General features: G+C 59.5%; 20 protein-coding genes. 2 read left to right on the forward strand and 18 right to left on the reverse strand.

Annotated features, from left to right (window positions below; genetic code table 11):
* A partial coding sequence (locus tag AACZ55_RS04430) for a ComEC/Rec2 family competence protein (RefSeq protein ID WP_339643534.1) occupies window positions 1–2,000 on the reverse strand: 2,000 nt, incomplete at its 3' end.
* Window positions 2,001–2,180: 180 nt separating this feature from the next.
* On the opposite strand from AACZ55_RS04430, the gene gltX reads away from it, so the two are divergent.
* Both gltX and gltA read left to right on the forward strand, forming a co-directional pair.
* The gene (gene gltX / locus AACZ55_RS04435; protein WP_339643537.1) at window positions 2,181–3,617 is read left to right on the forward strand and encodes a glutamate--tRNA ligase; all 1,437 of its coding nucleotides are present in this window, start codon (window positions 2,181–2,183) and stop codon (window positions 3,615–3,617) included.
* A gap of 189 nt (window positions 3,618–3,806) precedes the next feature.
* A complete protein-coding gene (gene gltA, locus AACZ55_RS04440; RefSeq protein ID WP_339643539.1) occupies window positions 3,807–5,096 on the forward strand; it encodes a citrate synthase in 1,290 nt (429 codons plus the stop codon).
* On the opposite strand, the gene AACZ55_RS04445 is transcribed toward gltA, so the two are convergent.
* The 17 genes from AACZ55_RS04445 to proS form a co-directional block, all read right to left on the reverse strand.
* Complete coding sequence (locus AACZ55_RS04445; RefSeq protein ID WP_339643542.1) at window positions 5,093–6,211, reverse strand: lipid-A-disaccharide synthase; 1,119 nt, start codon at window positions 6,209–6,211, stop codon at window positions 5,093–5,095. The two genes, gltA and AACZ55_RS04445, sit on opposite strands and share 4 nt — an antisense overlap.
* Window positions 6,204–7,031 (reverse strand): UDP-2,3-diacylglucosamine diphosphatase LpxI, encoded by an 828-nt coding sequence (gene lpxI / locus AACZ55_RS04450; RefSeq protein ID WP_339643545.1) that lies wholly within the window; start codon window positions 7,029–7,031, stop codon window positions 6,204–6,206. The genes AACZ55_RS04445 and lpxI overlap by 8 nt, the downstream gene beginning before the upstream one ends.
* Entirely contained in the window at window positions 7,028–7,837 is an 810-nt protein-coding gene (lpxA, locus tag AACZ55_RS04455; protein WP_339643548.1) for an acyl-ACP--UDP-N-acetylglucosamine O-acyltransferase, read from the reverse strand. The genes lpxI and lpxA overlap by 4 nt, the downstream gene beginning before the upstream one ends.
* Window positions 7,834–8,271, reverse strand: a complete 438-nt coding sequence (gene fabZ / locus AACZ55_RS04460; RefSeq protein WP_338610682.1) for a 3-hydroxyacyl-ACP dehydratase FabZ — start codon at window positions 8,269–8,271, stop codon at window positions 7,834–7,836. Before fabZ ends, lpxA begins: the two co-directional genes overlap by 4 nt.
* A 47-nt stretch (window positions 8,272–8,318) precedes the next feature.
* Entirely contained in the window at window positions 8,319–9,341 is a 1,023-nt protein-coding gene (lpxD, locus tag AACZ55_RS04465) for a UDP-3-O-(3-hydroxymyristoyl)glucosamine N-acyltransferase (protein WP_339643551.1), read from the reverse strand.
* A gap of 70 nt (window positions 9,342–9,411) precedes the next feature.
* The gene (gene bamA, locus AACZ55_RS04470) at window positions 9,412–11,532 is read right to left on the reverse strand and encodes an outer membrane protein assembly factor BamA (RefSeq protein WP_338606962.1); all 2,121 of its coding nucleotides are present in this window, start codon (window positions 11,530–11,532) and stop codon (window positions 9,412–9,414) included.
* 206 nt (window positions 11,533–11,738) lie between these two features.
* Window positions 11,739–12,848, reverse strand: a complete 1,110-nt coding sequence (gene rseP, locus AACZ55_RS04475; protein WP_339643554.1) for an RIP metalloprotease RseP — start codon at window positions 12,846–12,848, stop codon at window positions 11,739–11,741.
* Window positions 12,849–12,922: 74 nt separating this feature from the next.
* On the reverse strand, window positions 12,923–13,798 hold the full coding sequence (locus AACZ55_RS04480; protein WP_338606964.1) for a phosphatidate cytidylyltransferase: 876 nt from the start codon (window positions 13,796–13,798) through the stop codon (window positions 12,923–12,925).
* Entirely contained in the window at window positions 13,795–14,544 is a 750-nt protein-coding gene (locus tag AACZ55_RS04485; RefSeq protein ID WP_339643557.1) for an isoprenyl transferase, read from the reverse strand. Before AACZ55_RS04485 ends, AACZ55_RS04480 begins: the two co-directional genes overlap by 4 nt.
* A gap of 35 nt (window positions 14,545–14,579) precedes the next feature.
* Complete coding sequence (gene frr, locus AACZ55_RS04490) at window positions 14,580–15,140, reverse strand: ribosome recycling factor (RefSeq protein ID WP_339643560.1); 561 nt, start codon at window positions 15,138–15,140, stop codon at window positions 14,580–14,582.
* Between the two features lie 97 nt (window positions 15,141–15,237).
* Window positions 15,238–15,951 (reverse strand): UMP kinase, encoded by a 714-nt coding sequence (gene pyrH, locus AACZ55_RS04495; protein WP_338606967.1) that lies wholly within the window; start codon window positions 15,949–15,951, stop codon window positions 15,238–15,240.
* Window positions 15,952–16,008: 57 nt separating this feature from the next.
* The gene (gene tsf / locus AACZ55_RS04500; RefSeq protein ID WP_338606968.1) at window positions 16,009–16,935 is read right to left on the reverse strand and encodes a translation elongation factor Ts; all 927 of its coding nucleotides are present in this window, start codon (window positions 16,933–16,935) and stop codon (window positions 16,009–16,011) included.
* Between the two features lie 100 nt (window positions 16,936–17,035).
* Window positions 17,036–17,836, reverse strand: a complete 801-nt coding sequence (gene rpsB, locus AACZ55_RS04505; protein ID WP_264224311.1) for a 30S ribosomal protein S2 — start codon at window positions 17,834–17,836, stop codon at window positions 17,036–17,038.
* A 154-nt stretch (window positions 17,837–17,990) separates the two neighbouring features.
* Complete coding sequence (gene dnaE, locus AACZ55_RS04510) at window positions 17,991–21,434, reverse strand: DNA polymerase III subunit alpha (protein WP_339643563.1); 3,444 nt, start codon at window positions 21,432–21,434, stop codon at window positions 17,991–17,993.
* A gap of 545 nt (window positions 21,435–21,979) precedes the next feature.
* Window positions 21,980–22,666, reverse strand: coding sequence for an ABC transporter ATP-binding protein (locus AACZ55_RS04515; protein ID WP_339643565.1), 687 nt, complete (start codon window positions 22,664–22,666; stop codon window positions 21,980–21,982).
* Entirely contained in the window at window positions 22,659–23,963 is a 1,305-nt protein-coding gene (locus tag AACZ55_RS04520; RefSeq protein WP_339643588.1) for an ABC transporter permease, read from the reverse strand. The genes AACZ55_RS04515 and AACZ55_RS04520 overlap by 8 nt, the downstream gene beginning before the upstream one ends.
* A gap of 59 nt (window positions 23,964–24,022) precedes the next feature.
* The gene (proS, locus tag AACZ55_RS04525) at window positions 24,023–25,372 is read right to left on the reverse strand and encodes a proline--tRNA ligase (protein ID WP_339643568.1); all 1,350 of its coding nucleotides are present in this window, start codon (window positions 25,370–25,372) and stop codon (window positions 24,023–24,025) included.
* Window positions 25,373–25,418 lie beyond the last annotated feature (46 nt).

Genomic DNA, 25,418 nt, shown 5'->3' on the forward strand with positions numbered 1-25,418 from the left:
GGGCGGTCCGGTCCGTCGATGGCGGTGCGGATTGTTGGCGGCAGATCGGGGCCATTCCAATCGATCATATGAGCGCCATAGCGTGCGAGGTCTGAAGCGTCGACAACCAGTTTGGCTGCCGTCTTGCATTGGGGCGGCGCAGTCAGGCGGGCGATGACGATCTCGGCGATGCGGCAATCTTCGTCAAACGCGTCGCGAGATTTGACCAGCGCTACGGTATAGCCCTCCTCGGTCGAGAGGATGCAGCCCAGACTGTCGCAACCTGTGGCGGTGTGGGCGTCTTCGATAACCGTCAGATAGCGTTCTGACCAGATGGTGGTGGCAAAGGTATTGTTGCGGCCGGCGATCAGGGCAACCCGGTCTCCGCTGCGAACGGCCAATGCCTGGCTTTGATCGGCAATGAATATGTCGGGCGCCTGCTCGAGACAGAAAAAAGCGATGAGCGGAACCGCGACAATGGGGCCAATTATGCGCATGTGGGTTCGAAAATAGGCCAGCCATGCCAATGCGAACAGAGCGACGCCGAGTGCGACCGGGGACAGTATGGGGCTCGGGTCGAACCCGCCGCTCAAATTTCGGACGAAACCGGCGCACCAGAGCATAGCCTCGATGCTCCAGCCGAGCCCAGCATAGGGAATGGCCTCGAGGCCAAGAGGGAGCAGCAAGGTTCCGAGCAGAGCAGCAGGCATCATCACAAAGCTCACGATGGGCATAACCATTAGGTTACCCAACACCCCGAATGGCGCGGTCTGCTGGAAGTGGTAGGCGGTAAAGACCAGTGTTGCCAGACCGGCGATGATGCTGGTGGTAGCAATATCGAGCATCAGGGTCAGCGCCCTGCCCCGCTGTGGGCGTTCCCTGTCCTCCCGATTGCGCCGAGCCAATTCGTAAGCCGCTATCAAAGCGATGACGGCGGCAAAGGAGAGCTGAAAAGAAGCGCGGAAGACGCTGGTGGGTTCGAAAACGATGATTGCCAGACCGGCGATCGCCACGTTGCGCATGGTCAGCGCCTGCCGCCCGGCAATGATGGCGGCAAAGATGAGCGCGAGCATGATGGTCGAGCGCACCGCCGGGATAACCATACCCGAAATCACCATGTAGGCTAGCGCCGTGGCAATACCAAAACCCGCGGCGATCTTTTTTATGGGGAAGCGTTGGGTGACACCATGGCCCAGTGAGAGAAAAAAGCGAACGCAGGCGAACATGGTGCCCGCCACCAGCGTCAGGTGCAGACCGGAAATGGCAATGACATGGGCGATGCCGGCCGATGCCATCAGATTGCGGTCATCGTCGGTGATCCGGCTCTGATCGCCGGTGACGAGCGCCGCGGCGATTCCACCGATGCGTTCGCCAAGTTGGGACACGATACGCGTTGTGATGGCGGCGCGAAGGTCCTTGACCGCGCGCGACAGCTCCCCGGCGGCGCTTTTCGAGATTTCGATATCGCCGAATGCAGTTCCATAGGCACCGATGCCATCAAAATGGCTCACGAACTGGGAGTCGTAGCCGCCCGGGACGGCGGGCGGCGGAACCGGATAAAAGCGGATGCGAGCCGTTATGATGTCGCCGGGGGAAACATCGTAAGCACCGGGCACAGTGACGCGGGCCAGGCGAACATTGGGGAGCGTCCAATCCAATTCGCCAGCGACATCGGAAAGGACCCAGCGCTGCTCGCTGCCATCGTTGTAGGTGACAGCCTCAATGCTCGCCGTATAGGTGCCATAGCGGGGGCTCTCGAGCATCCGGGTACCGAACAGCGCACCATGAACGGGCAGGAGAACCATGCCGAGAGCGAACATCGATGCAAGAAGTGCAATTTCCCGGATCGGGGCACGATCACGGCCAAGCCAGGCAGTTGCGAAGGTGAAACCGATCAGGGTCGCGAGAGCAATAAACGCCGGTTCACTTGGAAGCACGCGATAGACGATGAGCCCGGCGATCATGAAGAAGGGAAAGAGAATGAAGTTGCGACGCTGGGTCACGGCGTCGAGGACCGCCATGCGCAAGCCAGCACAAAGAGCAGAGATCCGGGCCACGAGCCACGCAAGCGGCCCAGCCGCCCGTCCCTGCCGAAGATTTTTGGCGACAGGAAAGTCGACCATCTTGCGCGCCCCCAACCCTTGCGCTCGTTGGGCGCTATGGTACACACGGGCCAAACATTTCTCCAAGCGGTAAGCCTTATGTCCAAACCCGTCGTAACGCGTTTTGCGCCTTCTCCCACAGGTTTCCTGCATATCGGGGGCGCGCGAACCGCACTGTTCAACTGGGCGTTCGCGCGCAAGATGGGTGGAAAGATGCTGCTGCGCATTGAAGACACCGACCGCGAGCGCTCTACCGAGGCCGCCGTGGCGGCCATTCTGGACGGCATGAGCTGGCTTGGCCTCGATTGGGACGGGACCCCGATCAGCCAGTTCGTGCGGGCAGACCGGCACGCCGAGATTGCGTTAAAACTGCTCGAAAGCGGTAATGCCTACAAGTGTTATTGCACGCCTCAGGAATTGACCGAGATGCGCGACAAAGCGCGCGCCGAAGGCCGCCCGCCGCGCTATGACGGGCGCTGGCGCGACCGCGATGCATCAGAAGCGCCTGAGGGTGTCAAGCCTGTCGTACGGATCAAGGCCCCACAGTCCGGTGACATCGTGGTCAAGGACCGGGTGCAGGGCGATGTGGTCTTCAAGGCTGAAAACCTCGACGATTTCATCATCCTGCGCTCTGATGGAACACCCACCTATATGCACGCCGTGGTAGTTGACGATCACGACATGGGCGTTACCCATATCATCCGGGGCGACGATCATCTGACCAATGCCGCCCGGCAGATCGTGATTTATCGGGCCATGGGCTGGGATATCCCGGAAATGGCGCATATTCCGCTGATCCACGGGCCGGATGGCGCAAAGCTTTCCAAGCGGCATGGCGCCATGGGGGTCGAAACCTATCGGCAAATGGGATACCTGCCCGAAGCGTTGCGCAATTATCTTGCCCGCCTGGGCTGGGCGCATGGCGATGACGAGATATTTTCGACCGACCAGATGGTCGAGTGGTTCTCGCTCGAGGCCCTTAACAAGGGCGCTTCACGCTTCGATTTCGTCAAGCTCGACAATCTAAACGGCCACTATATCCGCTCGACCGACCCTGCCCGGCTCTACGATGTGATGGTCGAGACGGCATCGGAAACCGGGCGAAATGCGGACTATGCCGGGCTGGTTTCCAACAAGGACACCGTGCTTGCTGCCATTCCAGAGCTTCAACCGCGTGCCAAGACCGTACTGGAGCTGATCGACCTGGCGCAGTTCATCTATGCGGAACGGCCGCTTCCTATCGAAGAAAAGGCGGCAGCACTGCTCAATGAAGAGAGCGTTGCGCATCTGGCAGCGTTGACGACCGCGTTTTCGTCCCTCGATGGCTGGTCCGTCGAAAGTCTGGATGGGACCGTGCGGACCTATGCAGAGACAGTGGGGTTGAAGCTGGGCAAGGTTGCCCAACCCTTGCGGGCCGCCCTTACGGGGCGAACAATTTCGCCGGGCATTTTCGAGGTCATGGTATTGATTGGGCGCGAAGAGAGCTTGGCCCGGCTTTCAGATGTAGTGGGCGTTGGCACCGGGGTTCATTCCTAGCGCCATCCTCGCTGTTTTCTGAATTGCGATCTATATTTACCTATACGTCAAGAACCTTGACGTAGTTGCATGGTGTGACAATTTCGGATACCCAAGCGAAGCATTTTTCAAAGACGTCATTGTGCGTGCTCAGAGCGGGCGAGCCTGGTGCTTGCGGCATATCTGGGCCGAAACCCGGGAGGCACATGAATGAGCGAACAATCGGCAAAACTTACTCTGGGCGATGAGACCTATGAGTTCCCGGTGCTCAGCGGCACGGTTGGGCCCGATGTCATCGACATTCGCTCGCTGTACGCCCAGACCGGGCTGTTTACCTACGATCCCGGGTTCACGTCGACAGCAGCCTGCGACAGCGCCATCACGTATATCGATGGCGACAAGGGCGAACTCCTCTATCGCGGCTATCCGATCGACCAGCTTGCGGACAACAGCTCGTATATCGAAGTCTGTTATCTGTTGCTCTATGGCGAGTTGCCATCGAAAGCCGATCTACGGGACTTCGAGAACCGGGTGACACGTCACACGATGGTGCACGAACAGATGCACTATTTTTATCGCGGGTTCCGCCGCGACGCGCATCCGATGGCAATCGTAACCGGCGTCGTTGGTGCGATGGCGGCGTTCTACCACGACTCCACAGACATCTCGGACCCCGAGCAGCGTGAAATCGCTTCGATCCGGATGATCGCCAAGCTGCCGACGATTGCGGCTATGGCCTACAAATATTCGGTGGGCCAGCCCTTTGTCTATCCGCGTAACGATCTCGACTACGCCTCAAACTTCCTGCACATGTGCTTTGCCGTGCCGGCCGAGGAATACAAGGTCGATCCGGTGGTCGCCAGAGCCATGGACCGCATTTTTACGCTTCATGCCGACCATGAGCAAAACGCTTCGACTTCAACGGTTCGTCTGTCCGGCTCGTCGGATGCAAATCCGTTTGCGTGTATTGCTGCGGGTGTGGCGTGCCTATGGGGCCCGGCGCATGGCGGGGCGAACGAAGCTGCGCTCAACATGCTGCGCCAGATCGGAACGGTTGACCGCATCCCTGAATTTATCGCGCGGGCCAAGGACAAGAACGATCCGTTCCGCCTAATGGGCTTCGGGCACCGGGTTTACAAGAATTACGATCCCCGGGCTGCCGTAATGCAGGAGTCGGCGCGTGAGGTTCTCGACTTGCTGGGTGTTGAAAACAACCCGACGCTGCAGGTTGCCCAGGAACTCGAAAAGATCGCTCTGGAGGACCCCTATTTCGTCGAGCGTAAGCTCTATCCGAATGTGGATTTCTATTCGGGTATCATTCTCGATGCGATCGGCTTCCCGACCTCCATGTTCACTGCAATCTTCGCGCTTTCGCGCACCGTGGGCTGGATTGCCCAGTGGAAGGAAATGATCGGCGACCCGCAGAAAAAGATCGGCCGTCCGCGCCAGCTCTATAACGGCGCGACCAAGCGCGATTACGTGGATATCTCTGCCCGCTAGATACGGGCCAGAATTCTTTCGACAGGATCTTGAAGGGGCGCTTCCGGTGCCCCTTTTTCCATGAGAGTGCGGATCTGGCGGAAGTCTTCTGCTTGGGAAGCCAACTCATTTGGCGCGTCGACCAGAGCAAAGGCGGCGTCAGCCAGTTTTTCCGGCTCGCCCTTGTGAGCGAACAGGACTTCCGGGATCACCTCTTTTTCTGCGATGATATTGGGCAAGCCGATAAAGCGCGTCGTTGCCCTTTTGAACATGCGCACCTGGGCGCCTTCGGCCACATAGGTCAGGATGTGAGGGACCCCGGCAAGCGCAAGCTCGAGTGTAACGGTGCCGCTGACGGCAACAGCAGCGATGGCCTGTTCGATTGCGGACTGGCGATCCTGCGCGGTCACAACCACCGACACCGGGATCGGCCATTGGGCCACTATGCGCGAAATGCGGGCCGCCTGCGACCGTGTGGAGAGAATGATGAAACCAGTGACGGAAGGGTGAGCCGACAAGCGTTGCGCCACTTCAGCCATCATGGGAAGATGACGAGTGATTTCGCCCCTACGGCTGCCCGGGAGCAGCAATATGGGACCGGCGGCAGGTTGGACCGAACGCATGGAATATTTTTCAAGCGCGGGGTGTCCGACATAGGCGGTTTGTGGACCGCCCAAGCTTCGCATGGCCCCAGGCTCGAAGGGAAGGACACTGAGCACCTCATCAAAGATGCCCGCCAACTTTCGGGCCCGCCCGGCGCCCCACGCCCAGACGGCCGGGGCGACATAAAGAATGATGGCGCCGCCATAGCCCCGTTTGCGCAGTGATCTGGCGACGACCTTGGAGAAGACTTGCGCATCTATGAGGACGACGACGCCCGGTTGTTGCCGCATTACGGCGGAGACGACCTGGCGCGCCCGCCACAGCAAGAGCGGAAGCCGCACGATAACGTCGCGATAGCCCATGACCGCAAGATCGTCGATTGGAAACAGCGAGGAGAGCCCCTCGCCTTCCATGGCATCGCCACCGACCCCGGATATGGAAAGATCGGGGCGAGAACGGCGCAGGCCGGCTATCAGATTGGCACCAATGCGATCGCCTGACGCCTCGCCAGCGAGTACGAAAACGCTAGTCATCTTGGGCAGCAATGCCGACAAGCGCGATATCGGCGGCATTGGCGGCTGAAATGAGCTCGTCGCGACCAATCAACAAGGTGCGCCCGGTCTCAACGACAATGGCCTCGATGCCGGCGTTTTGAGCCAGTGCGACGGTGTTTTTACCGATAGCGGGAAGATCGACGTGCAGGGGCTGCCCGGGCTTTGAGGTTTTGGCCAGCACCAGACGACCGCGCCCGTTTCCGATAAGGCCGCGTTCGCGATAGGCGGCACACCGCGTGAGCAGTTCGTCGGTACCACCGATGTCTTCGGTGGCAATGATCCGGGCGCCGGCAGCGACGAGCGCCTGGCCAAGATCGAGGGAACCGGCCTTACGTGCGGCGGCAAAGGCAAATTCGGCTGTGCGGATCAACGCGTCATCGGCATGGACAGCGCCGATTTGCCCTTGCGGTGCGAGAAGATCGGAAACGATTTCGTGCACGCCGATGAAGGGTAGGCCCAATATCTTGAGAAGGGCTGCCCCGAGCTGCGACAGCTTGCTGTCGCCTTTGGCGGCGGCGTCCTTGTCGCCAGCAAATTCGGCGAAAGTCTCGCGCTCCTTGTCCGACATGTGCATGCCGCCCACGGCGCAAACGTGAGTGGCCTTGAATCGGCGGATTTCGCGCAGCACCTGATCTGGGCGGGACACTTTGATCTGGAAGGGATGCTCGGCCTCCAGATCGGGGCGCGGCTGGAGCGTGAGCACGCGAACTTCCCACCCGGCGTCGCGAGCGGCGGCAATGGCCTGAGGCACAAGGTCGCCCGATCCGGCGACGAGCGCCAATCGGCCCGGGACGGTCATTGTTCGGCTGGCGTGCCGTTGCGTGGCATGCAGAGCGCGCGCTCGGACGGCTTTCTTATGAACTCAATGACTTCTTCGACGAGCGCTTCGCCCTCGAAGATTTCGGCGGCGTCCTCAATACGCTCACGCAGCGTACCCTCGCTCGAAAAAATCATGCGATAGGCGGCCCGGAGCGCATGGATGGACTCACGGTCGAACTTGCGGCGCTTGAGGCCAACAAGGTTCAGACCGCCGAGATAGGCTCGATTGCCAAGCACCGAGCCGTAGGGGATGACGTCGTTTTCGACAAACGACATGGCGCCGACAAAAGCGTGGGCGCCGATGCGTACGAACTGATGAACACCGCAAATGCCGCCGAACCGGACGTAATCATCGACTACGCAATGGCCGGCCAGGGAGGCCTGATTGGCCATGACCACATGGTTGCCCACGCGGCAATCATGGGCGATGTGAACGCCGACCATGAGCAGGCAATTGTTGCCGACCCGCGTTTCCATCCCGCCGCCGGCGGTGCCGGGATTGATGGTTACGTATTCGCGCAACACGCAGTCGCTGCCGATCGATACCGTGCTTGGCTCACCTTCAAATTTGAGGTCCTGCGGCGGATGGCCGATGGACGAGAAGGGGTAAATCGTCGTTCGGGCGCCAACCTCGGTGCGGCCGTCGATGGAAACGTGGGACACGAGCCTTGCGCCATCCCCAAGGGTGACGTCACCCCCCACGATGCAATAGGGGCCAACTTGCACGTTTTCGCCCAACGTCGCGCTTTCGCTGACGATGGCTGTGGAATGGATGGATGCAGTCACGCTTGTTCCTTGACGATCATCGCGCCGATTTCGGCTTCTGCGACGACGACACCGTTCACGATGGCCTTTGCTTCATAACGCCCGACAGTCTTGCGGCGGTGGATTTTTTTTATGTGATATTCAAGCTTGTCGCCAGGCTTGGCCGGCTTGCGGAACTTCACCGCGTCGATCGTCAAAAGATAGACGATGTGCCTGTCACCGGACTTGTTCTCGAGATTGATGACGATGGCGCCGGCCGTCTGGGCCATGCCCTCGATGATCAACACACCGGGAAAAATGGGTTCGCCGGGAAAATGGCCTTGGAACTGAGGCTCGTTGAAGGTCACGTTCTTGATGCCGATGGCCGAATTGTCGCCGTCGATTTCTATGATGCGGTCGATCATCAGAAATGGATAGCGATGCGGAAGCGCGTTCAGGACGGCATCAATCTCCATTGTGGAGAGTTCAGTGGCCTGCTTGGCCGTATCAGGACTGAGGGTACTCAAGTCTTATCCCCTTTTGACAACCGTCTTACCGCTACGATTTCTCGCTTCCACATCTTTACATCCTGGGCAGGCGCCCCGGCAATATTGGAGCCGGCCGGAAAGCTGTGGGTAACGCCTGAACGTGCCAGAACAAGCGTGTTGGCGCCCAGCCGCAGATGCCCCGCCGTGCCGGCGCCGCCCCCCATGACGACGCCATCTTCCAGGATCGTTGACCCCGACAACCCACACATGCCCGAAATGACGCAATTGCGACCGATACGGCAGTTGTGGCCCACCTGAACTAGATTGTCGATCTTGGTGCCCTCACCTATGACCGTATCGCCCAGAGTGCCGCGGTCGACGGTTGTGTTGGCTCCGAGCTCGACGCGGTCCTGAATGATGACGCGGCCCAGTTGTGGTATCTTGCGATGCCGGTCGGAGCGCAACTGGAAGCCGAAACCTTCTGCGCCGATGACGACACCGGGCTGGATGACAACTTCATTGCCCAGATAGGCGCATTCGATCGAAACATTGGAGCCGATGACGCAATCGCGCCCGATGGTGACACCCGCGCCGATGGTGGTATTGGCACCAATGACGGTGCCCGAACCGATTTGCGCGCCCGGCCCGACACTGACGTTGGCACCTAGTGTCACGCCGGGCTCAATCAGCGGAGCAGGATCGGTGTATGTCGAGGCGCGAATAACCGACGCGCCATCGTCGGGATAGAACACATTGAGGATGTCGACGAAGACATCGTAGGGCTTTTCGCAGAATATTGCTGTCGCATGGTCGGCGACGGAAGCGGCAAGATCAGCGGTGGCCAGCACGGCCCCTGCACGGCTGCGGGCCAATTGATCGGCATAGGACTTACTGGCCGCGAACGAGATGTTGGCGGCACCGGCATCGGCCAGATCGCTGGCGCCTTCGATCAAAGGGTTCGAAGCCAGATTGCCCGCCAACGCTTTGTGCCCTGCGGCAACGAGCAAGTCCGACAAAAGCCGCGGGCCAATGCACTGGTGAAATCGGGGATCGATCATTGCTGCGCCTGAAAAAGAAACCGCGGCTCTGATACGCCGCGGTTTCCGTTTTTTCAATAAGAGCGGACGATTAGAACAGTGTCGAAAGCGTCAGCTGGAACACCTGGGTGCGATCGAAGGTGTCGGGTTCGATCACATGGGCGAAATCACCCCGCAGCGGACCCAGCGGCGATTCCCAGATCAGCGAACCGCCGACCGAGGATTTGAGCGGGTTGCCGATACCGTCGGCCGTTTCATATCCACCAGCCGGAATGCCGTCTATCCAGCCGACATCACCCCAAACCGCACCGCGCAGGCCCCAGTTTTCGGGCAGGAAGGGCAGCGGGAAGTCGATTTCGGCGGACAGTCCAGCGTAAGAGAGTACACCAAGCGCGTCGCCGGTTCCGGCCGCACGGGCACCCATTCCACCGAAGCGATAGCCACGGACAAGGTTCGGCCCGAGCTGGAAGGTATCAGTGGGGTGGATGCCGCTGCCACCGATATCGGTGATCGTGCCGGCCTGGCCACGCAAGCTGCCGACCACGCCCATTTCTTCCCAGATCGGATAGTATACGCGCGCTCTGACTTCGGTCTTCAGGAAGTCGGCAGTGAGCGTCGTGTAATCCTGCGAGAAGGACAAAATCATGCCTTCTGTCGGACGCTGCTGGTCGTCGAGCGTGTCGTAGGTCAGCGTGTAGCCGACAGTCAGGCGGTCACGGGTTCCGCCGATATAGGCGGGTGCCGCGGGCGCTTCATCATCGGTAAATGTCACCTGTTCGAGGCCGAGACGCGTGGTGAGCGTCAGATCCTGAGCGACCGGAAGGCCGAAGCGGAGCTGGGCACCTGTGGTTTCGGTTCCATACGAGAAGGTGGACCCCTCGACCGTTACGCGCCGATAGGCATCGACGCCAGCGGATATGCGCAGCCCCATGAAGCGTGGCTCGGTGAAGCTGAAGTCATAGGTCTCGCCATTTTCAGAACGGCCAAGGGCGATGCGCAGATACTGGCCGCGACCAAGGAAGTTGCGTTCTGTCAGCGATATTTCACCAAAAATGCCGTCACGCGTAGAGTAGCCGGCACCAACACCGTAATCGCCGGTGCTGCGCTCGACGACCGCCACATTCAAAATGACGCGGTCCGGGGAGCTGCCCGGCGCGGATGTGACCTGCACCGAGGAGAAAAAGCCCAGGGATTCGATATCGGCACGCCCCTTGGTCACCAGCGCCCGGTTGAACGGATCGCCCTCGGCGAAGTCGAACTCGCGGCGGATGACATAGTCGCGGGTCTTTGTATTGCCGGTGATGTTGATGCGCTCGACATAAACACGCGGACCTTCATCGACCAGATAGGTCACATTGAAGGTATTGCTGTTGATGTCACGATCGATGCGTGGGCGAACTTCGGCAAAAGGATAGCCCTGATTGGTCGCGCGCAACGCAAGCTCTGAGGTGGATTCGCTGAGATCGGAAAGAGAATAGCGGCTGCCCGAACCGGTGCTGATCCCGCCACGCAGGGCGTCCGCATCAAGGCCCGAAATCGAGGTTTCAATGGCGATGTTCCCAAAATCATAGCGCTGGCCTTCATCGACGGTAAAGTTGATGAAATAGGCGTTGCGGGTGGCATCGAACTCGGCGACCGAGGACAAGACGCGCGCATCGGGGAAGCCGCGATTGGCGTAGTAGAGCCGAACGCGCTCACGGTCGACGGCAAGGCGGTCCTCACTGTAGAGATCATCGCGGAACAGCCAGCTGAAAATGTGGGTTTCCTTGGTGGTGACAACGCCCTTGAGCACCATCGAGCTGATGGAATTATTGCCGGTAAAGTTGATCGCGGCAATGCCTGCGCGATCACCCTCATTGACCTGGAAGAAGACGCGGACCCGGCCATCAGTCGTCGGCTCGGTGCTTGAGGTCACCGTTACATTGGAATAGCCGGCCTGGGTATAGGCGGACTGGATTGTCTGGATGTCGTTGGCAATGCCAGCCTGAGTGTAAACCCGGCGCGCGGCCACATCCACCATTGCGGAAAGCTGGTTGTCATTAAATCGGCTGTTGCCGTCGAACCCGATCGCCGAGACCTCGGTCCCCTCAGCCACCTGGGCCTGCGCAGGCGAAACACTCAGAACCAGCGCGGCACTTCCGATAAAAGGCGCAAAGGTGAAAAGCGCCATGGCGAGGAGGACGCTGTGCAAAAGCTTGGCTGATTTCATCATGATTGTTCTTGCTTGCCCTTTGAGACTTGGACCGGGAATCGTCTCAAGACGTGGATTCCCCCATACTCCGATGACAGGTTTTACCTGTTTTTCCTCGACGGGCAAGGTGAAACCCCCTGCCCTGCGGCCAAAAGATGGCCAGACATGTAATCATGCAACACTTGCTAACCCCTTGATACCGCGCGCTGCCTGCCGCTGGCCCGACTTCAGACCAGATCGTTGATCAGCGTGAAAACCATCAGCGTACACACCAGGGCAAAGCCTATGCGATATCCGATTTCCTGAACGCGCTGGCTCAGGGGACGGCCGCGCACAGCCTCGTAGAGGTAGTACATCAGATGACCACCATCCAACATAGGGACTGGGAACAGGTTAATTATGCCGATGTTTAGCGATAAAAGTGCCGTAAGGTTAACCAATGCTAACAGGCCCAGCGTGGCGACCTCGCCCGAAACCTGCGCCATGCCAACCGGACCAGCCACCTGATCGAGATCGGCGCGGCCTATGAAAATGTCGCCAAGAAAGTTTAGCGTCCGATCGATGATGAACGAGATTTCCTCGAACGTCATGCCAACAGCTTCCAATGGCCCTGGGCGGTACAGCACGATGTCGCCCTCGCTCACGTCACGCGTGACGCCCATCCGGCCCACCTTGAGCTCACGCCCGAAACGGGTAGTCGTGATTTCCGTGCGCGGAACCAGCGAGAGGTCCAGACGATCTCCGTCCCGTTCTATAATCATGGGAACGGTGCGCTCTGGCGCGGTCGAGATTATTCGTTGAACGTCTTCAAAGCCGCGGATGTCGTAACCATCGACCGACAAAAAGCGGTCTCCCGACTCCAGACCCGCCATGGCGGCCGGCGAATCGGCAACCACATCTCCAACCACCGGATCGAGCGTCAATCGCCCATAGCCGAGCAGCATGGCGTAGAGAATCAGGAACGTGAGAAGAAAGTTGGCAGCCGGGCCTGCTACCACGACGGCCATACGCTGGAAGACCGATTTGTTGGCAAACAGATTGGGCCGGATTGCCGGGTCGTAGCGGCCGGTATCCGGATCGGGCACACTTGCCGCGTTCATGTCGCCCGTGAACTTGACGTAGCCACCCAGTGGAAAGGCCGCGATACGCCACCTTGTGCCACGCTTGTCGTTCCAACCGATCAGTTCGGGGCCAAAGCCTATCGAAAAAGCGTCGATGGCCACCCCGTTCCAGCGGGCCACGAGATAGTGCCCCATCTCATGGACGAAGACGATGACCGTAAGAATGGCCAGGAAGGGTATGATGTAGTTCAGGAAGAACGGAAGTTCACTGATCATCTAAATCCCTTTGAAGCGATGCCATGACAAACCATGGCGGGGGCGTTATGACCCAAATTTGTCGCGCCGGCATTTTACCAGAACAGAATGCCTTGTGGTACCGCGCCGAGGCCGCGATTGGCCAACCCGATGCCCCACAGGACAATACCAGCCGATGTAAGGCTGTCGATACGGTCCATCAGGCCCCCGTGACCGGGGATTATGTCACCGCTGTCCTTGACGGCGAAGCGACGCTTTACCGCACTCTCGGCGAGATCACCCAACTGGCCGGAAATCGAGACGACGACAGAAATCAACATCCCTATGGCAAAGGGCGAAGGGGTATCGAGCACCCAGCCGGCGACAAACCACACCGCAATGCCGCTCAATGTGCCCACGCACAAGCCGCCTGCCGCGCCCGACCATGTCTTGGAGGGCGATACATCCGGGGACAGCTTGGTCCCTCCGACGATGCGACCGATAAAATAGGCGCCGATATCTGTCATCCAGACCACTGAGACCAGGAAGACGCCCGCCCATATGCCAACGGCCGAACTGCCGCGAATGGCGAGAAATGCAACAGTGGCGAAGCCAAAAAACACAATGCCACCAATACGCCAGTGCCGGTTGGGCGCCTTGACGAACAAGGCCAGAACAATGGCAACGCCGAAAACGATGGCACTGGTCCAGGCCCCGTTCATTGGATGGGCAACGGCGGCTATGGCGATCATTCCCATGAAAAACACCGCCGGCCAGCCCGACTGGCGGCCGATAATCATGGCTTCCCATTCGCGATAGGCGCCCGCCATGACGAGCGCGATGAGAAGAGCGAACGGAATCCAGCCGGCAATCAGGGCAATGGCGGTGAGAGGAATGAGGACGATGGCAGAGAGCAGACGCGGCAGAAGGTCCGGTCCAAACGGCCATAGCTTTGCATAAGCTGTCGTCGCCCTACCCTTTTCTTCCGTCACGTCCTGATACCGCCAAATCGCCTGTCGCGCTCAGTGTAGGACTTGAGCGCACGGACGAAAACCGATTCGTCGAAATCGGGCCAGTTCTCCTCGACAAAGACCAGCTCGGCATAGGCGGATTGCCAAAGCAGGAAATTGGAGAGCCTCATTTCGCCGCTGGTGCGCAGGATGAGGTCAGGATCGGGGAGTCCGGAGGTATCGAGATGACGGGCTATGGTCGCCTCGTCGATTTCCGCGGCCTTGAGCTCGCCTGCGGCGACCTTGCGCGCAATGGCCCTTGTGGCCGTCACAATCTCGGTTTTGGCGCCGTAGTTAAAGGCGATAATCAGGTCGAGGCCAGTATTCCCGGCCGTACGGTTTTCCACGTCTTCGATAATTCCGCGCAGGCCGCGTTCCAGCCCTTCGCGATCGCCGATGATGCGAATGCGCACATTCTGAGCGTGGAGTTTTTCGAGGTCGGAGGTAACGAACCGCCGCAAGAGGCCGAAGATGAAACGCACTTCGTCAGGTGGGCGACGCCAGTTTTCGGCCGAGAACGAAAAGAGCGTCAAGCATTGGACACCATAATCGATGGCCAGAGCCACGATGCGGCGCACGGCCTCAACACCTGCCCGGTGGCCTTCGGAGCGCCCCAGGCCGCGCTGTTTCGCCCAGCGGCCATTGCCGTCCATGATCACGCCGATATGGCGCGGGATCTTGAGATCGCGCTGTGGCTCTATCGATACTGTCGCCGGATGTGTAGACATCGGTTTCCTCAGACCGGAGCCAAGCCGGCGCCCGCCTAAACGTGCATGATTTCCTGTTCCTTGGCGGCCACGAGCTGGTCGATCTCAGCAATGGCATCGTCGGTCGCCTTCTGAACCCTGTCGGTTTCCGAGCGTGCTTCGTCTTGGCCCATATCACCATCCTTTTCGAGCTTGCGCAGCAGCTCGATACCGTCGCGGCGTACGTGACGAACGGCGACGCGCGCCTGCTCGGCATATTGATGGGCAACCTTGGACAGTTCGCGGCGACGCTCTTCGTTGAGTTCAGGCAGTGGCACACGGATGATCTGGCCCTCGGCCATCGGGTTGAGACCGAGCGACGATTCCCGGATTGCCTTTTCAACTGCTGAGGACATCGAGCGGTCCCAGACCTGGACTGAGAGCATCCGAGGCTCGGGCACAGAAACAGTGGCAACCTGGTTGAGCGGCATCAACGAGCCGTAGGCATCGACCATGATCGGTTCGAGAAGACTGGCACTGGCGCGCCCGGTGCGCAGGCCGGCGAGGTCGCCCTTCATCGATTCAATGGACTTTTTCATCCTCGTGCGGAGGCTTTCGAGTGAGAACGCTTCGGACATCAAGTCTTCTCCCGGTCGTCTGCTGGGCGCTACCGCCCGCTATCACCTGACCAATCGGTCAAGCGATCATGTCATTTTTAAATCAAAGCGCGCGGCGTCAGCCAACGCGCGTACTCGGAGTTCGCCCATCGAGGACGCCCACCAGACCTTCCTTGTCCGACAAGGCATAGACGATTATCGGCAAGCCATTGTCGCGTGCAAGAGCAAATGCCGCGGTGTCCATGACCCTCAGGTCCTGGGCGATCACCTCTTCATGGGAGATGGCGTCAAATCTCGTGGCGGACGGATCTTTTTCCGGATCGGCGGAATAAACACCATCGACCTTGGTGCCCTTCAAGAGCACGTCGCAGCGCAACTCAATGGCCTTGAGTGCGGCGGCAGTGTCGGTGGTGAAGAAGGGGTTGCCAGTACCTCCGGCGCAGATCACCGTGGCGCCGCCTTCAAGCGCGGCAATAGCGGCACGTTGGGTGAACGTATCGCAAATCGAGGGCATGGAAACCGATGAAAAGACATGCGATCGCCCCCCTGCCCTGCGGATGGCATCGCCCAGGGCAAGGGAATTGATGACAGTTCCCAGCATACCCATGTGGTCGCCGATAACCCGATCGCCACCCCTGGCGGCGACGGCCATGCCCCTGAAGATATTACCGCCACCGATGACGATGGCGACTTGCATGCCTGACCGGGTCAGATCGACGATCTGGCGGGCGATGGAATTGAGAAATTCGGGCTCGATTCCATATGACTGGTCTCCGGCGAGGGCTTCGCCGGAGACCTTAAGCAAGACGCGTGAATAGCCGGTTCTGGACATTAAGTGTCCCGCTTTCGAGCTTTTGGCGACAACGAATCCGAAAAAATTTCGGATACGTTACGCGGTGCCCGCAGCAGCGGCAACCTCGGCTGCGAAGTCCGATTCCTGCTTTTCAATGCCTTCGCCGAGGGCGAAGAGCACGTAGCCGGCGACCTTGATCGGAGCACCGACATCGGCCTCGGCATTCTTGACAGCCTGCTCAACGGTGTTTTCACCGTCGATCACGAATGTCTGAGCCAGAAGGGTCACTTCTTCGTAGTACTTACGGATGCGGCCTTCGACCATCTTTTCGATGATATTGTCGGGCTTGCCGGACTGACGGGCCTGTTCGGAGAACACGGCGCGCTCGCGCTCGACGGCCTCTGGGTCGAGATCATCGGACGACAGCGACAGCGGCTTGGTGGCCGCAACGTGCATGGCGATCTGGCGGCCCAGCGCTGTGAGCTTGTCCTTGTCGCCTTCCGATTCCAGACCGACAAGGACGCCGATGCGGCCCAGACCATCCGAGATCGAGGAATGGACATAGGTGCCGATGGCGCCCTGAGCGACTTCCATGACCGCGGCGCGGCGCAGAGTCATGTTTTCGCCGATCTTGGCGATGGCTTCGGTCAGTTCTCCAGACACGGTGCGGCCGGTGCCGGGGAACTGGGCGGCAGCCAGCGCGTCGACGTCGCCGTTGACGTCCAGCGCCAGCTTTGCGGCGTTGCGGACGATACCCTGGAACTGTTCGTTGCGGGCAACGAAATCGGTCTCAGAGTTGATTTCGACGATTGCGGCGCGGTTGCCTTCAACGGCAATACCCACAAGACCTTCGGCGGCAATGCGATCTGCCTTCTTGGCAGCCTTGGCAAGGCCTTTCGAGCGCAGCCAATCGATTGCGGCCTCGATGTCGCCATTGGTCTCGGTGAGCGCCTTCTTGCAGTCCATCATGCCCACGCCGGTCATTTCGCGGAGCTGTTTCACATCTGCTGCACTGATTGACATCTCGATACCTCTTTGTCTGCCCCAATTCCCGCGCCGGGCGGCGCGGGATCATGGGCACGGATAATAATAAATGCGTGTCGGGGAGATGACGCGCGGGCGATTATGCCTGCGCGGTTTCACCTTCAGCCGGCTGTTCGGCAGCAGGCTCGGCTTCAAGGGCCGGCTCTTCGAGCACTTCCTCGGAAGCACCGATATCGCGGCCCATCGACGAAGACGAGCGGGCGATACCATCGATTGCGGCCTTGGAAACCAGCGACAGGTAAAGTTCAAGGGCGCGCGCCGCGTCGTCATTGCCTGGGATCGCGTAATCGACGATGTCAGGGTCGCAATTGGTGTCGACGATAGCAACGACCGGGATACCCAGACGGCGGGCTTCCTTGATCGCGTTGGCTTCCTTGTTGGTGTCGATGACGAACATCAGATTGGGAATGTTGCCCATGTCCTTGATGCCACCAAGGTCGCGCTCGAGGCGCTCCTGTTCGCGGCTGCGCTGCAGACGCTCACGCTTGGTCAGGCCCGTTGCGCCTTCCGCCTGGAGCGATTCGAGCTCACGCAGACGCGCAATCGAGTTCGAAATGGTCTGCCAGTTGGTCAGCATGCCACCGAGCCAACGAGAGTTGACATAATACTGCGCGCTCTGGCGCGCGGCTTCCGCAACAAGCGGGGCAGCCTGGCGCTTGGTGCCGACGAACAGCACACGACCGCCATCGGCAACGGTGTCGCTGATGAGCTGGAGAGCACGATAGAGCGCCGGAACGGTCTGGCTGAGATCGAGAATGTGAATGTCGTTGCGAACGCCGAAAATATAGCGTTCCATCTTCGGGTTCCAGCGGTGCTTCTGGTGGCCGAAGTGAACGCCGGCCTCAAGCAGTTGACGCATGGAAAAATCTGGCAATGCCATCTGGTATACTCCTTAACCGGTTATGCCTCTGCAAAGGAAAAGAGGCGGAGACCCGCCACCGGATGGACCTGTTTAAAGCACAGGCCCGCCTTTGCATGTGGATTTGACGCTGCGGGCTATATAGCAGCCCCGCCCATATGGCAAGCGTTACAGGCTAGTTCAAGCGCACATCAACCACACCGGTAACGGCTTTGAGCCCGCCGGCCAGTTGTGGCGTGAGGCGAAACTGACCGGGCAGCTCAATTTCGTACTCGCGTTCACCCCCGTCGCGGACCAGCACGAGGCTGACAACCCCCTCCCCACCCGGCTGGAGCTGGGATTTGATCGGCCCAAGGCATCGCTCGTTGCCGGCAAAGATCGTCATGCGGCGACCGAGCTTTTCGACCGAGGCATCTATCGGCTCGCAATTGATGAGTCGGAGCCGAACACCGTCGGGCCGGGAATCGGCGCCGACCTCCAGCACTATCGACTTGCCAGGTTCGAGCCAACGGCCGAAATCACTGATCTGCTCGGAAAATGCTATGCATTCGAATGACCCGCTGGGATCGGAAAACATCATGATCGCCATCGTCGAACCCTTGCGGGTGCGGCGGTCTTGGCGCGAGATCAGCGTTCCGGCCAGACGCCCGGCAACGGCGCCATTTCTCGCGGCGCGCTCGAAGCTTGACCATTGCTGAACGCGGAGTTTCTCGAACAGCTCGGTGTAGTCATCGAGAGGATGGGCGGAGAGATAGAAGCCTATGGCAGCGTGTTCGCGCGCCAGACGTTCGGTGAGGCTCCAGGGCGCGACATGTTCGGGGGGCGTAATGGCCTGGGGCTGGCTGGACGCAAACATATCCACGATGCCATCTGCGCGACCGCTGGTTTCGCGCTGGGCGGTGTTCACTATGGTATCAATGACTTCGACCAGTTGCTCGCGGCGCTTGTTGAGCATGTCGAAAGCGCCGGCATTTATGAGCGTTTCCAAGGTCCGCTTATTGATGACCTTCGGATCGATGCGGGAGGCGAAATCGGCGAGATCGCCGAACGGGCGGTCACCACGAATCTCGACAATATGTTCGGCAACGTTCCGGCCCACACCCTTAACGGCGCACAGCGAATAAAAAATGCGGCCATCGCGCACCGAGAAATTGACCTCGGACCGGTTGATGCAAGGCGGGACGACTTCAATACCTTTTTTCTGAGCCTCACGGCGGAAATCGGACAGCTTGTCTGTCTGGGCCATGTCGAGCGTCATGGACGCCGCGTAGAATTGTTCCGGGTAATGGGTCTTCAGATAGGCCGTCTGGTAGGATACCCAGGCGTACGCTGCGGCATGGCTCTTGTTGAAGCCGTAATTGGCGAACTTGGCGAGCAGGTCGAAGATGGTGTCGGCCTGGCCCTTCTTGATGCCGTTGCGGATTGCGCCTTCCTGGAAGCGGACGCGCTGCTTGTCCATTTCGGCCTTGATCTTCTTGCCCATCGCGCGGCGCAGCACGTCGGCCTCACCCAAGGAGTAGCCAGCCAAGAGCTGGGCGATCTGCATCACCTGTTCCTGATAGACAATGATGCCGTAAGTCTCATCGAGTACCGCGGCGAGTGTTTCGTGGGGGTATTCCACCTCCTCGTGCCCGTGCTTGCGATGAATGAAGCTCGGGATATTGTCCATCGGACCGGGCCGGTAGAGCGCATTCATCGCGATCAGATCTTCGATGCGGTCAGGCTTGAGCTCGACCAGAGAACGCCGCATGCCCGGACTTTCAAACTGGAAGATGCCGTAGGTATCGCCATCGGCGTAGAGCTTATAAGTGGGCGCATCCTCGAGCGGGATGGCATCGATATCGAGGTCGACGCCAGTTTCCTTTACCATTTCAACGGCATAGCGGATCGTGGTCAGTGTCTTGAGGCCGAGGAAGTCGAACTTCACAAGACCTGCCGGTTCGACCCATTTCAGATTGTACTGGGTAACCGGCATATCCGAGCGCGGATCACGGTAGAGCGGGAGCAGCTTTTGCAGCGGGCGGTCACCAATCACGATGCCTGCGGCGTGGGTCGAGGCGTGGCGGAACAGGCCCTCGAGCTTTCCGGCGATGCGCAGGAGTTCGGCGACAGTCTCATCCTCGTCGCGCATCATCTGCAGGCGCGGCTCGTCGTTTATCGCTTGCGCCAAGGTCACGGGGTTGGCTGGATTGTTGGGGACCAGCTTGCAGATGCGGTCGACCTGGCCGTAGGGCATCTGAAGCACGCGGCCGACGTCGCGCAGCGCGGCGCGTGGCTGGAGCGTTCCGAAGGTGATGATCTGGGCGACCTGCTCGTAGCCGTATTTGTCCTGAACGTAGCGAATGACCTCTTCACGGCGTTCCTGGCAGAAGTCGATGTCAAAGTCGGGCATCGACACGCGTTCGGGATTGAGGAAGCGCTCGAACAGCAGATTGTAGCGCAGCGGATCGAGGTCCGTGATGGTGAGCGCATAGGCCACCAGTGAGCCCGCACCCGACCCACGGCCCGGGCCGACGGGAATATTGTGGGCTTTGGCCCATTTAATAAAGTCGGCAACGATAAGGAAATAGCCGGGAAACTTCATGTCCCGGATCACCTTGATCTCGAATTCCAACCGCTCCTCATATTCCTGGGTGGTTCGCTCGGGGGCGTGGCCATAATCGGCCAAACGCATCTTGAGTCCCTCACGCGCCTGGCGCGCCAGTTCCTCTCCTTCGGCGGCGACCGCCTCCTCTTCCCCCACTCCGTCCGCAGCAGCGAATTTGGGCAGAATGGGATCGTGAGTGCGTGGGCGATAGCTGCAGCGTTGTGCAATCTCGACCGTGTTTTCCAACGCTTCGGGCAGATCGGAAAACAACGCGATCATTTCCTCGCGCGACTTGAAATAATGCTGGTCCGACAGGCGCCGGCGCTCGGTCTGCGCGACAACGGAGCCCGCGGCGATGGCCAGCAGCGCATCGTGGGAATCGTAGTCATCCGGCTTGGGATAATAAGGCTCGTTGGTCGCAACGAGCGGCAGGCCGAGCGTATATGCCAGTTCGATCAGGCGCGGCTCGACGGCATTTTCCAGCGCGCGGTCATGGCGCTGGATTTCGACATAGAGCCGATCGCCGAACACCCGATGAAGAACCGCCAGCCGCGCCTCGGCCTGAACGTCAAGCCCTGCGGCGAGATAGGGGTCGATGGCTCCTTCGGGCCCACCTGTAAGACAGAGCAGGCCCAGCGCGTTATCGACCAGCCAGTCAATGTGGATGGCGGTACGCCCGTCGACCCCCTCCTGATATGCTCTCGAAACGAGCTCGGAGAGGATGGAAAATCCTCCTGCATCGGCGGCGATCAGAACTACGGACCCTTTGCCCAGATTGACACGGTCTGATGGCTTTTCGGTGTCGGCGCCAAAATCGAGCGCCAATTCGCAACCAATGATCGGCTGGATACCCTTGCCCGATGCCTTCTCGGAAAACTCCAGCGCGCCGAACAGATTGTTGGTGTCGGCAATACCGATGGCGGGCTGTCCGTCAGCCTTGGCCAAATCCAGTATCGTGCCAAGCGGCAATGCTCCCTCAAGCAGCGAGAAGGCCGAATGGACGTGAAGATGGACGAAACCGGGACCGGACATGTGAGCTAACCGAAGATGCTGGATTGTCTTTGTGCCATTCCGAGCCGTGCGATGCCACCTCACCAGCAGCTTATGCACAGCCGGGAATCAGACGAGATAGGGCATCATATCGAGATAGAGCAGCGTAACGCCACCAAAGGCTGTAAGCGAAACCAGAGCCATGAAGTCCTTGACGAAATCGAGCATGGAAACCTCCGTTGCACAGTGTTTATGTTTTGTTCTTATATATTCTTGATTTGTTCTTGTCCACGGAGTTCACAGGTCGACGACCGCGCTGGTTAAAAAAGTCTTTCCAGTCAATTGGGGTACCAGGTTCTCGTAATGAGGGATCACACGGCGTCAGTGCGGATTGGTGAGAACCCGCTTCGGCGCAAGGCAGCTGGCCCTTGGGGAAATACTCCAAGGTGACGTTGAAGATGGGACAAGCCAGCGCTTCCCCTCCACCCGGAACCCAGCGCAATATCTATCGAACGCGCATGGACGAGTGTCGGCCGCTGGTCCCGGCTCGGCTCTTGATGTGTCGGCAGAACCAGACGGACCAGAGCTTACAAAGTCGTGGGCTGGATGCGGCCTTCGACGATAGTCACGATGCGGTCGGCCTTACGGGCGAGATCGTGATTGTGTGTGGCAATGATGCAGCCGGCATTTTGCTGGCGGATCAGTTCGGCGAGCGCCGAGAACACGGTGTCGGATGTCACAGGGTCGAGATTGCCTGTAGGTTCGTCGGCGAGAATGAGGCTTGGCCGGTTGGCGGCGGCGCGGGCGATGGCGACACGCTGTTGCTCCCCGCCCGAAAGTTCGGCCGGCCGATGCGTGGTGCGATGACCGATTCCCATGGCGTCAAGCAGCGCCTTCGATCGCTGATCACCCTCGCGTTGGCTCTCACCGGCAATCAATTGCGGCATTGTGACGTTTTCGAGCGCGCTGAATTCGGGAAGCAGGTGGTGGAACTGATACACATAACCAATGAGATGACGGCGGAGCAGCGTGCGCTGACGGTCGGCAAGTTTGGCCGTCCGTTCGCCGTCAATATCGACGTCACCAGCTGTCGGACGCTCGAGCAGGCCGCAGATGTGGAGCAAGGTCGACTTGCCCGCGCCCGATGGAGCGATGAGCGCGACGATCTCACCGCGATTGACGGTCAGATCGGCGCCGTTGAGGACGTGGACGGCCCCTTCCCCATCACCATAGGTCTGGCGGACATCCTTGAGTTCGAGAAGCACGTCACTCATAGCGTAGCGCCTCCACGGGATCGTACTGGGCCGCGCGCCAGGCGGGATAAAGCGTAGCGAGGAAAGACAGCCCCAGTGCCATGACGAGCACTACAGTCACTTCAAGCGCATCAACCCGCGAGGGGAGTTGAGAGAGCATAAAGACCTCGGGCGGAAACAGCGCCACGCCAATGACACTGGACACCCAAGCCCTGATGGATTCGGCGTTGAGGGCCAGGACCAAGCCAAGCAGGAAGCCGGCAAACGTCCCGATAAAGCCAATGGCAGTTCCGGTTATGCAGAAAATGCGCATGATCGAGGAACGTGTGGCACCCATGGTGCGCAACACCGCGATATCAGCGCCCTTGTCCTTCACCAGCATCACGAGGCTGGAGATGATATTGAAGGCCGCGACCAAAACGATCATCGAAAGAATTGTGAACATCACCACGCGCTCGACCTGCAAGGCCGAAAAGAAGGTGGCGTTGCGCCGCTGCCAATCGGTGAAAACCATCGGCCGACCAGCGGCCTGTTCGAGGTCGAGTTGTCTGTCCCAGGTGGCGTCCGGATCGTTAAGGAAGACCTCGACCGCCGTCGCCGTGTAAATCCGCTCATAGGCCGCGTCGATTTCCTCGTCACTGGCCATGATGTCGGGCTCTTCCATACCTTCGCGCAACCGGTCCTCATAGAGACGGAAATAGTTCTGAGCTGCCCGGATGGGCATGAAAATGAACAGAGAATCGAATTCCACCATGCCAACATCGAAAACGACGTTCACGGGATAGGATCGGATCTGCGGGGTTGAGCCGAGCGGGGTGCGCGGGCCATTGGGGGTAACGATGGTTATGGTATCGCCCACCGTCACACCGAGCTGGGACGCCATGCGGCTGCCGATGGCTACGCCCTCAAGATCGTCCCAATCCTCCCAGCCGCCGGCCAGGGCGCTCGAATAGAGCAAGGGGAGCTTCTCGATATCGGCGAGTGTCATGCCGCGCACATTGGCGCCCGTGGAATTATATGTACCGGTGACCAGCGCCTGGCCCTCGACAAATGCCACTGCGGAAACCACGCCATCGACTCCTTCGAGACGGTCACGGACCGCCTCGTAATCGTCGAACGTTTCTTCGATGGGAAAGGCGGTAAAGTGGCCATTCAGCCCAAGGATCTTGGACAGAAGCTCGTCACGGAACCCGTTCATAACGCTCATGACAACGATCAGGGTGGCAACGCCGATGGCGATGCCGATCATGGTCAGGGCGGCGATGACGGAAATGAACGCATCGCTGCGGCGTGCCCGCAGGTAGCGGCCGGACACCATCCACTCAAACCGTGAAAACGGGCGCGTTCCCTTTTGCTGCCGGGCGGCGTCGGCGGAGGTCAAGCGTTGTCCCTGCGTTCAGGCTCGATGAGCGCTTTCAGGCGAGAAACGGCATCCTCGATGCCAATGGTTTCGCGTTCGCCGGATTTGCGGTGCTTGATTTCCACCTCACCCGAGGCCAGACCGCGCGGGCCGACGATGAGTTGGAAGGGAATGCCGATGAGGTCGGAGGTGGCGAACTTCTGGCCAGCGCCCGTGGAGCGGTCGTCATAGAGCGCGTCTATGCCCGCCGCGTGAAGCTGGCTGTAGAGCTTTTCGTTTGCGGCATCACATTCGGCATCGCCGGATTTGAGGTTGATGAGGGTAACCTCAAAGGGCGCGACCGAGACCGGCCAGATGATACCGTTTTCGTCGTGGCTGGCTTCGATAATAGCCGGAATGATCCGCGTTAGACCGATTCCGTAAGAGCCCATATGGACGGCGACGTCTTTGCCGTCGGAGCCCGTTACGGTGGCGCCCATGGGCTCGGAATATTTGGTGCCGAAGTAAAAGACCTGACCCACTTCGATGCCCCGCGCTGCTATGCGCCTGTCCTCGGGCACTTTTGCGGCGAAATCGGCTTCATCGTGCATGTCTTCGGTGGCCGCATAAAGCGACGTCCAGTCGGCGACGATGCCGGATAGGTCGCCCATAAAGTCTGTGTCGGCAGGCGGGATCGGCTTTTCGAGCATATCGGCATGGCAGAACACGCCACTCTCGCCCGTATCGGCCAGCACGATGAACTCGTGGGAAAGGTCGCCACCGATGGGGCCGGTTTCGGCGCGCATCGGGATTGCCGTCAACCCCATGCGCCAATAGGTGCGCAGGTAGGCAACAAACATGCGGTTGTAGGCCTTGACGGCCTCATCCTTGTCGAGGTCGAAGGAATAGGCATCCTTCATCAGGAATTCGCGGGAGCGCATGGTGCCAAAACGCGGGCGGATCTCGTCGCGGAACTTCCACTGAATGTGGTAGAGATTGAGCGGCAAATCCTTGTAGGACCGCACATAGGAACGGAAGATGTCGGTAATCATCTCCTCATTGGTCGGACCGTAGAGCATGTCGCGCTCATGGCGGTCCTGCATGCGCAGCATTTCCTTGCCGTAATCCTCATAGCGCCCGGATTCGCGCCACAGATCCGCGGATTGCAAAGTCGGCATCAGGAGTTCGACAGCCCCTGCCCGATTCTGCTCTTCCTCGATGATCTGCTGAATCTTGCGCAGCACCTTGTAGCCCAGCGGCAGCCAAGCATACATGCCGGCGCCCTGCTGGGAAATCATGCCGGCGCGCAGCATGAGGCGATGAGAAATGATTTCCGCCTCTTTGGGCGTCTCTTTGAGAACGGGCAGGAAATAGCGGGACAGGCGCATGAGAACTCCGATTTGCCGGGAACCGACTCAAGGGCTCAATACCGGG

Source organism: uncultured Pelagibacterium sp., from assembly GCF_963972885.1.
GTDB lineage: Bacteria > Pseudomonadota > Alphaproteobacteria > Rhizobiales > Devosiaceae > Pelagibacterium > Pelagibacterium nitratireducens.

Excerpts from the sequence above, each read along its gene's own strand:
- lpxI (WP_339643545.1), bottom strand. The coding sequence starts at position 7,031 with ATGACCGTCCCGGGCCGATTGGCGCTCGTCGCCGGATCGGGCGACCTT.
- pyrH (WP_338606967.1), bottom strand. The coding sequence starts at position 15,951 with ATGTCCAGAACCGGCTATTCACGCGTCTTGCTTAAGGTCTCCGGCGAA.
- proS (WP_339643568.1), bottom strand. The coding sequence starts at position 25,372 with ATGCGCCTGTCCCGCTATTTCCTGCCCGTTCTCAAAGAGACGCCCAAA.
- bamA (WP_338606962.1), bottom strand. The coding sequence starts at position 11,532 with ATGATGAAATCAGCCAAGCTTTTGCACAGCGTCCTCCTCGCCATGGCG.
- tsf (WP_338606968.1), bottom strand. The coding sequence starts at position 16,935 with ATGTCAATCAGTGCAGCAGATGTGAAACAGCTCCGCGAAATGACCGGC.
- AACZ55_RS04520 (WP_339643588.1), bottom strand. The coding sequence starts at position 23,963 with ATGGTGTCCGGCCGCTACCTGCGGGCACGCCGCAGCGATGCGTTCATT.
- gltX (WP_339643537.1), top strand. The coding sequence starts at position 2,181 with ATGTCCAAACCCGTCGTAACGCGTTTTGCGCCTTCTCCCACAGGTTTC.
- dnaE (WP_339643563.1), bottom strand. The coding sequence starts at position 21,434 with ATGTCCGGTCCCGGTTTCGTCCATCTTCACGTCCATTCGGCCTTCTCG.
- rpsB (WP_264224311.1), bottom strand. The coding sequence starts at position 17,836 with ATGGCATTGCCAGATTTTTCCATGCGTCAACTGCTTGAGGCCGGCGTT.
- gltA (WP_339643539.1), top strand. The coding sequence starts at position 3,807 with ATGAGCGAACAATCGGCAAAACTTACTCTGGGCGATGAGACCTATGAG.
- AACZ55_RS04485 (WP_339643557.1), bottom strand. The coding sequence starts at position 14,544 with ATGTCTACACATCCGGCGACAGTATCGATAGAGCCACAGCGCGATCTC.
- AACZ55_RS04515 (WP_339643565.1), bottom strand. The coding sequence starts at position 22,666 with ATGAGTGACGTGCTTCTCGAACTCAAGGATGTCCGCCAGACCTATGGT.
- lpxD (WP_339643551.1), bottom strand. The coding sequence starts at position 9,341 with ATGATCGATCCCCGATTTCACCAGTGCATTGGCCCGCGGCTTTTGTCG.
- AACZ55_RS04445 (WP_339643542.1), bottom strand. The coding sequence starts at position 6,211 with ATGACTAGCGTTTTCGTACTCGCTGGCGAGGCGTCAGGCGATCGCATT.
- rseP (WP_339643554.1), bottom strand. The coding sequence starts at position 12,848 with ATGATCAGTGAACTTCCGTTCTTCCTGAACTACATCATACCCTTCCTG.
- frr (WP_339643560.1), bottom strand. The coding sequence starts at position 15,140 with ATGTCCGAAGCGTTCTCACTCGAAAGCCTCCGCACGAGGATGAAAAAG.
- fabZ (WP_338610682.1), bottom strand. The coding sequence starts at position 8,271 with ATGGAGATTGATGCCGTCCTGAACGCGCTTCCGCATCGCTATCCATTT.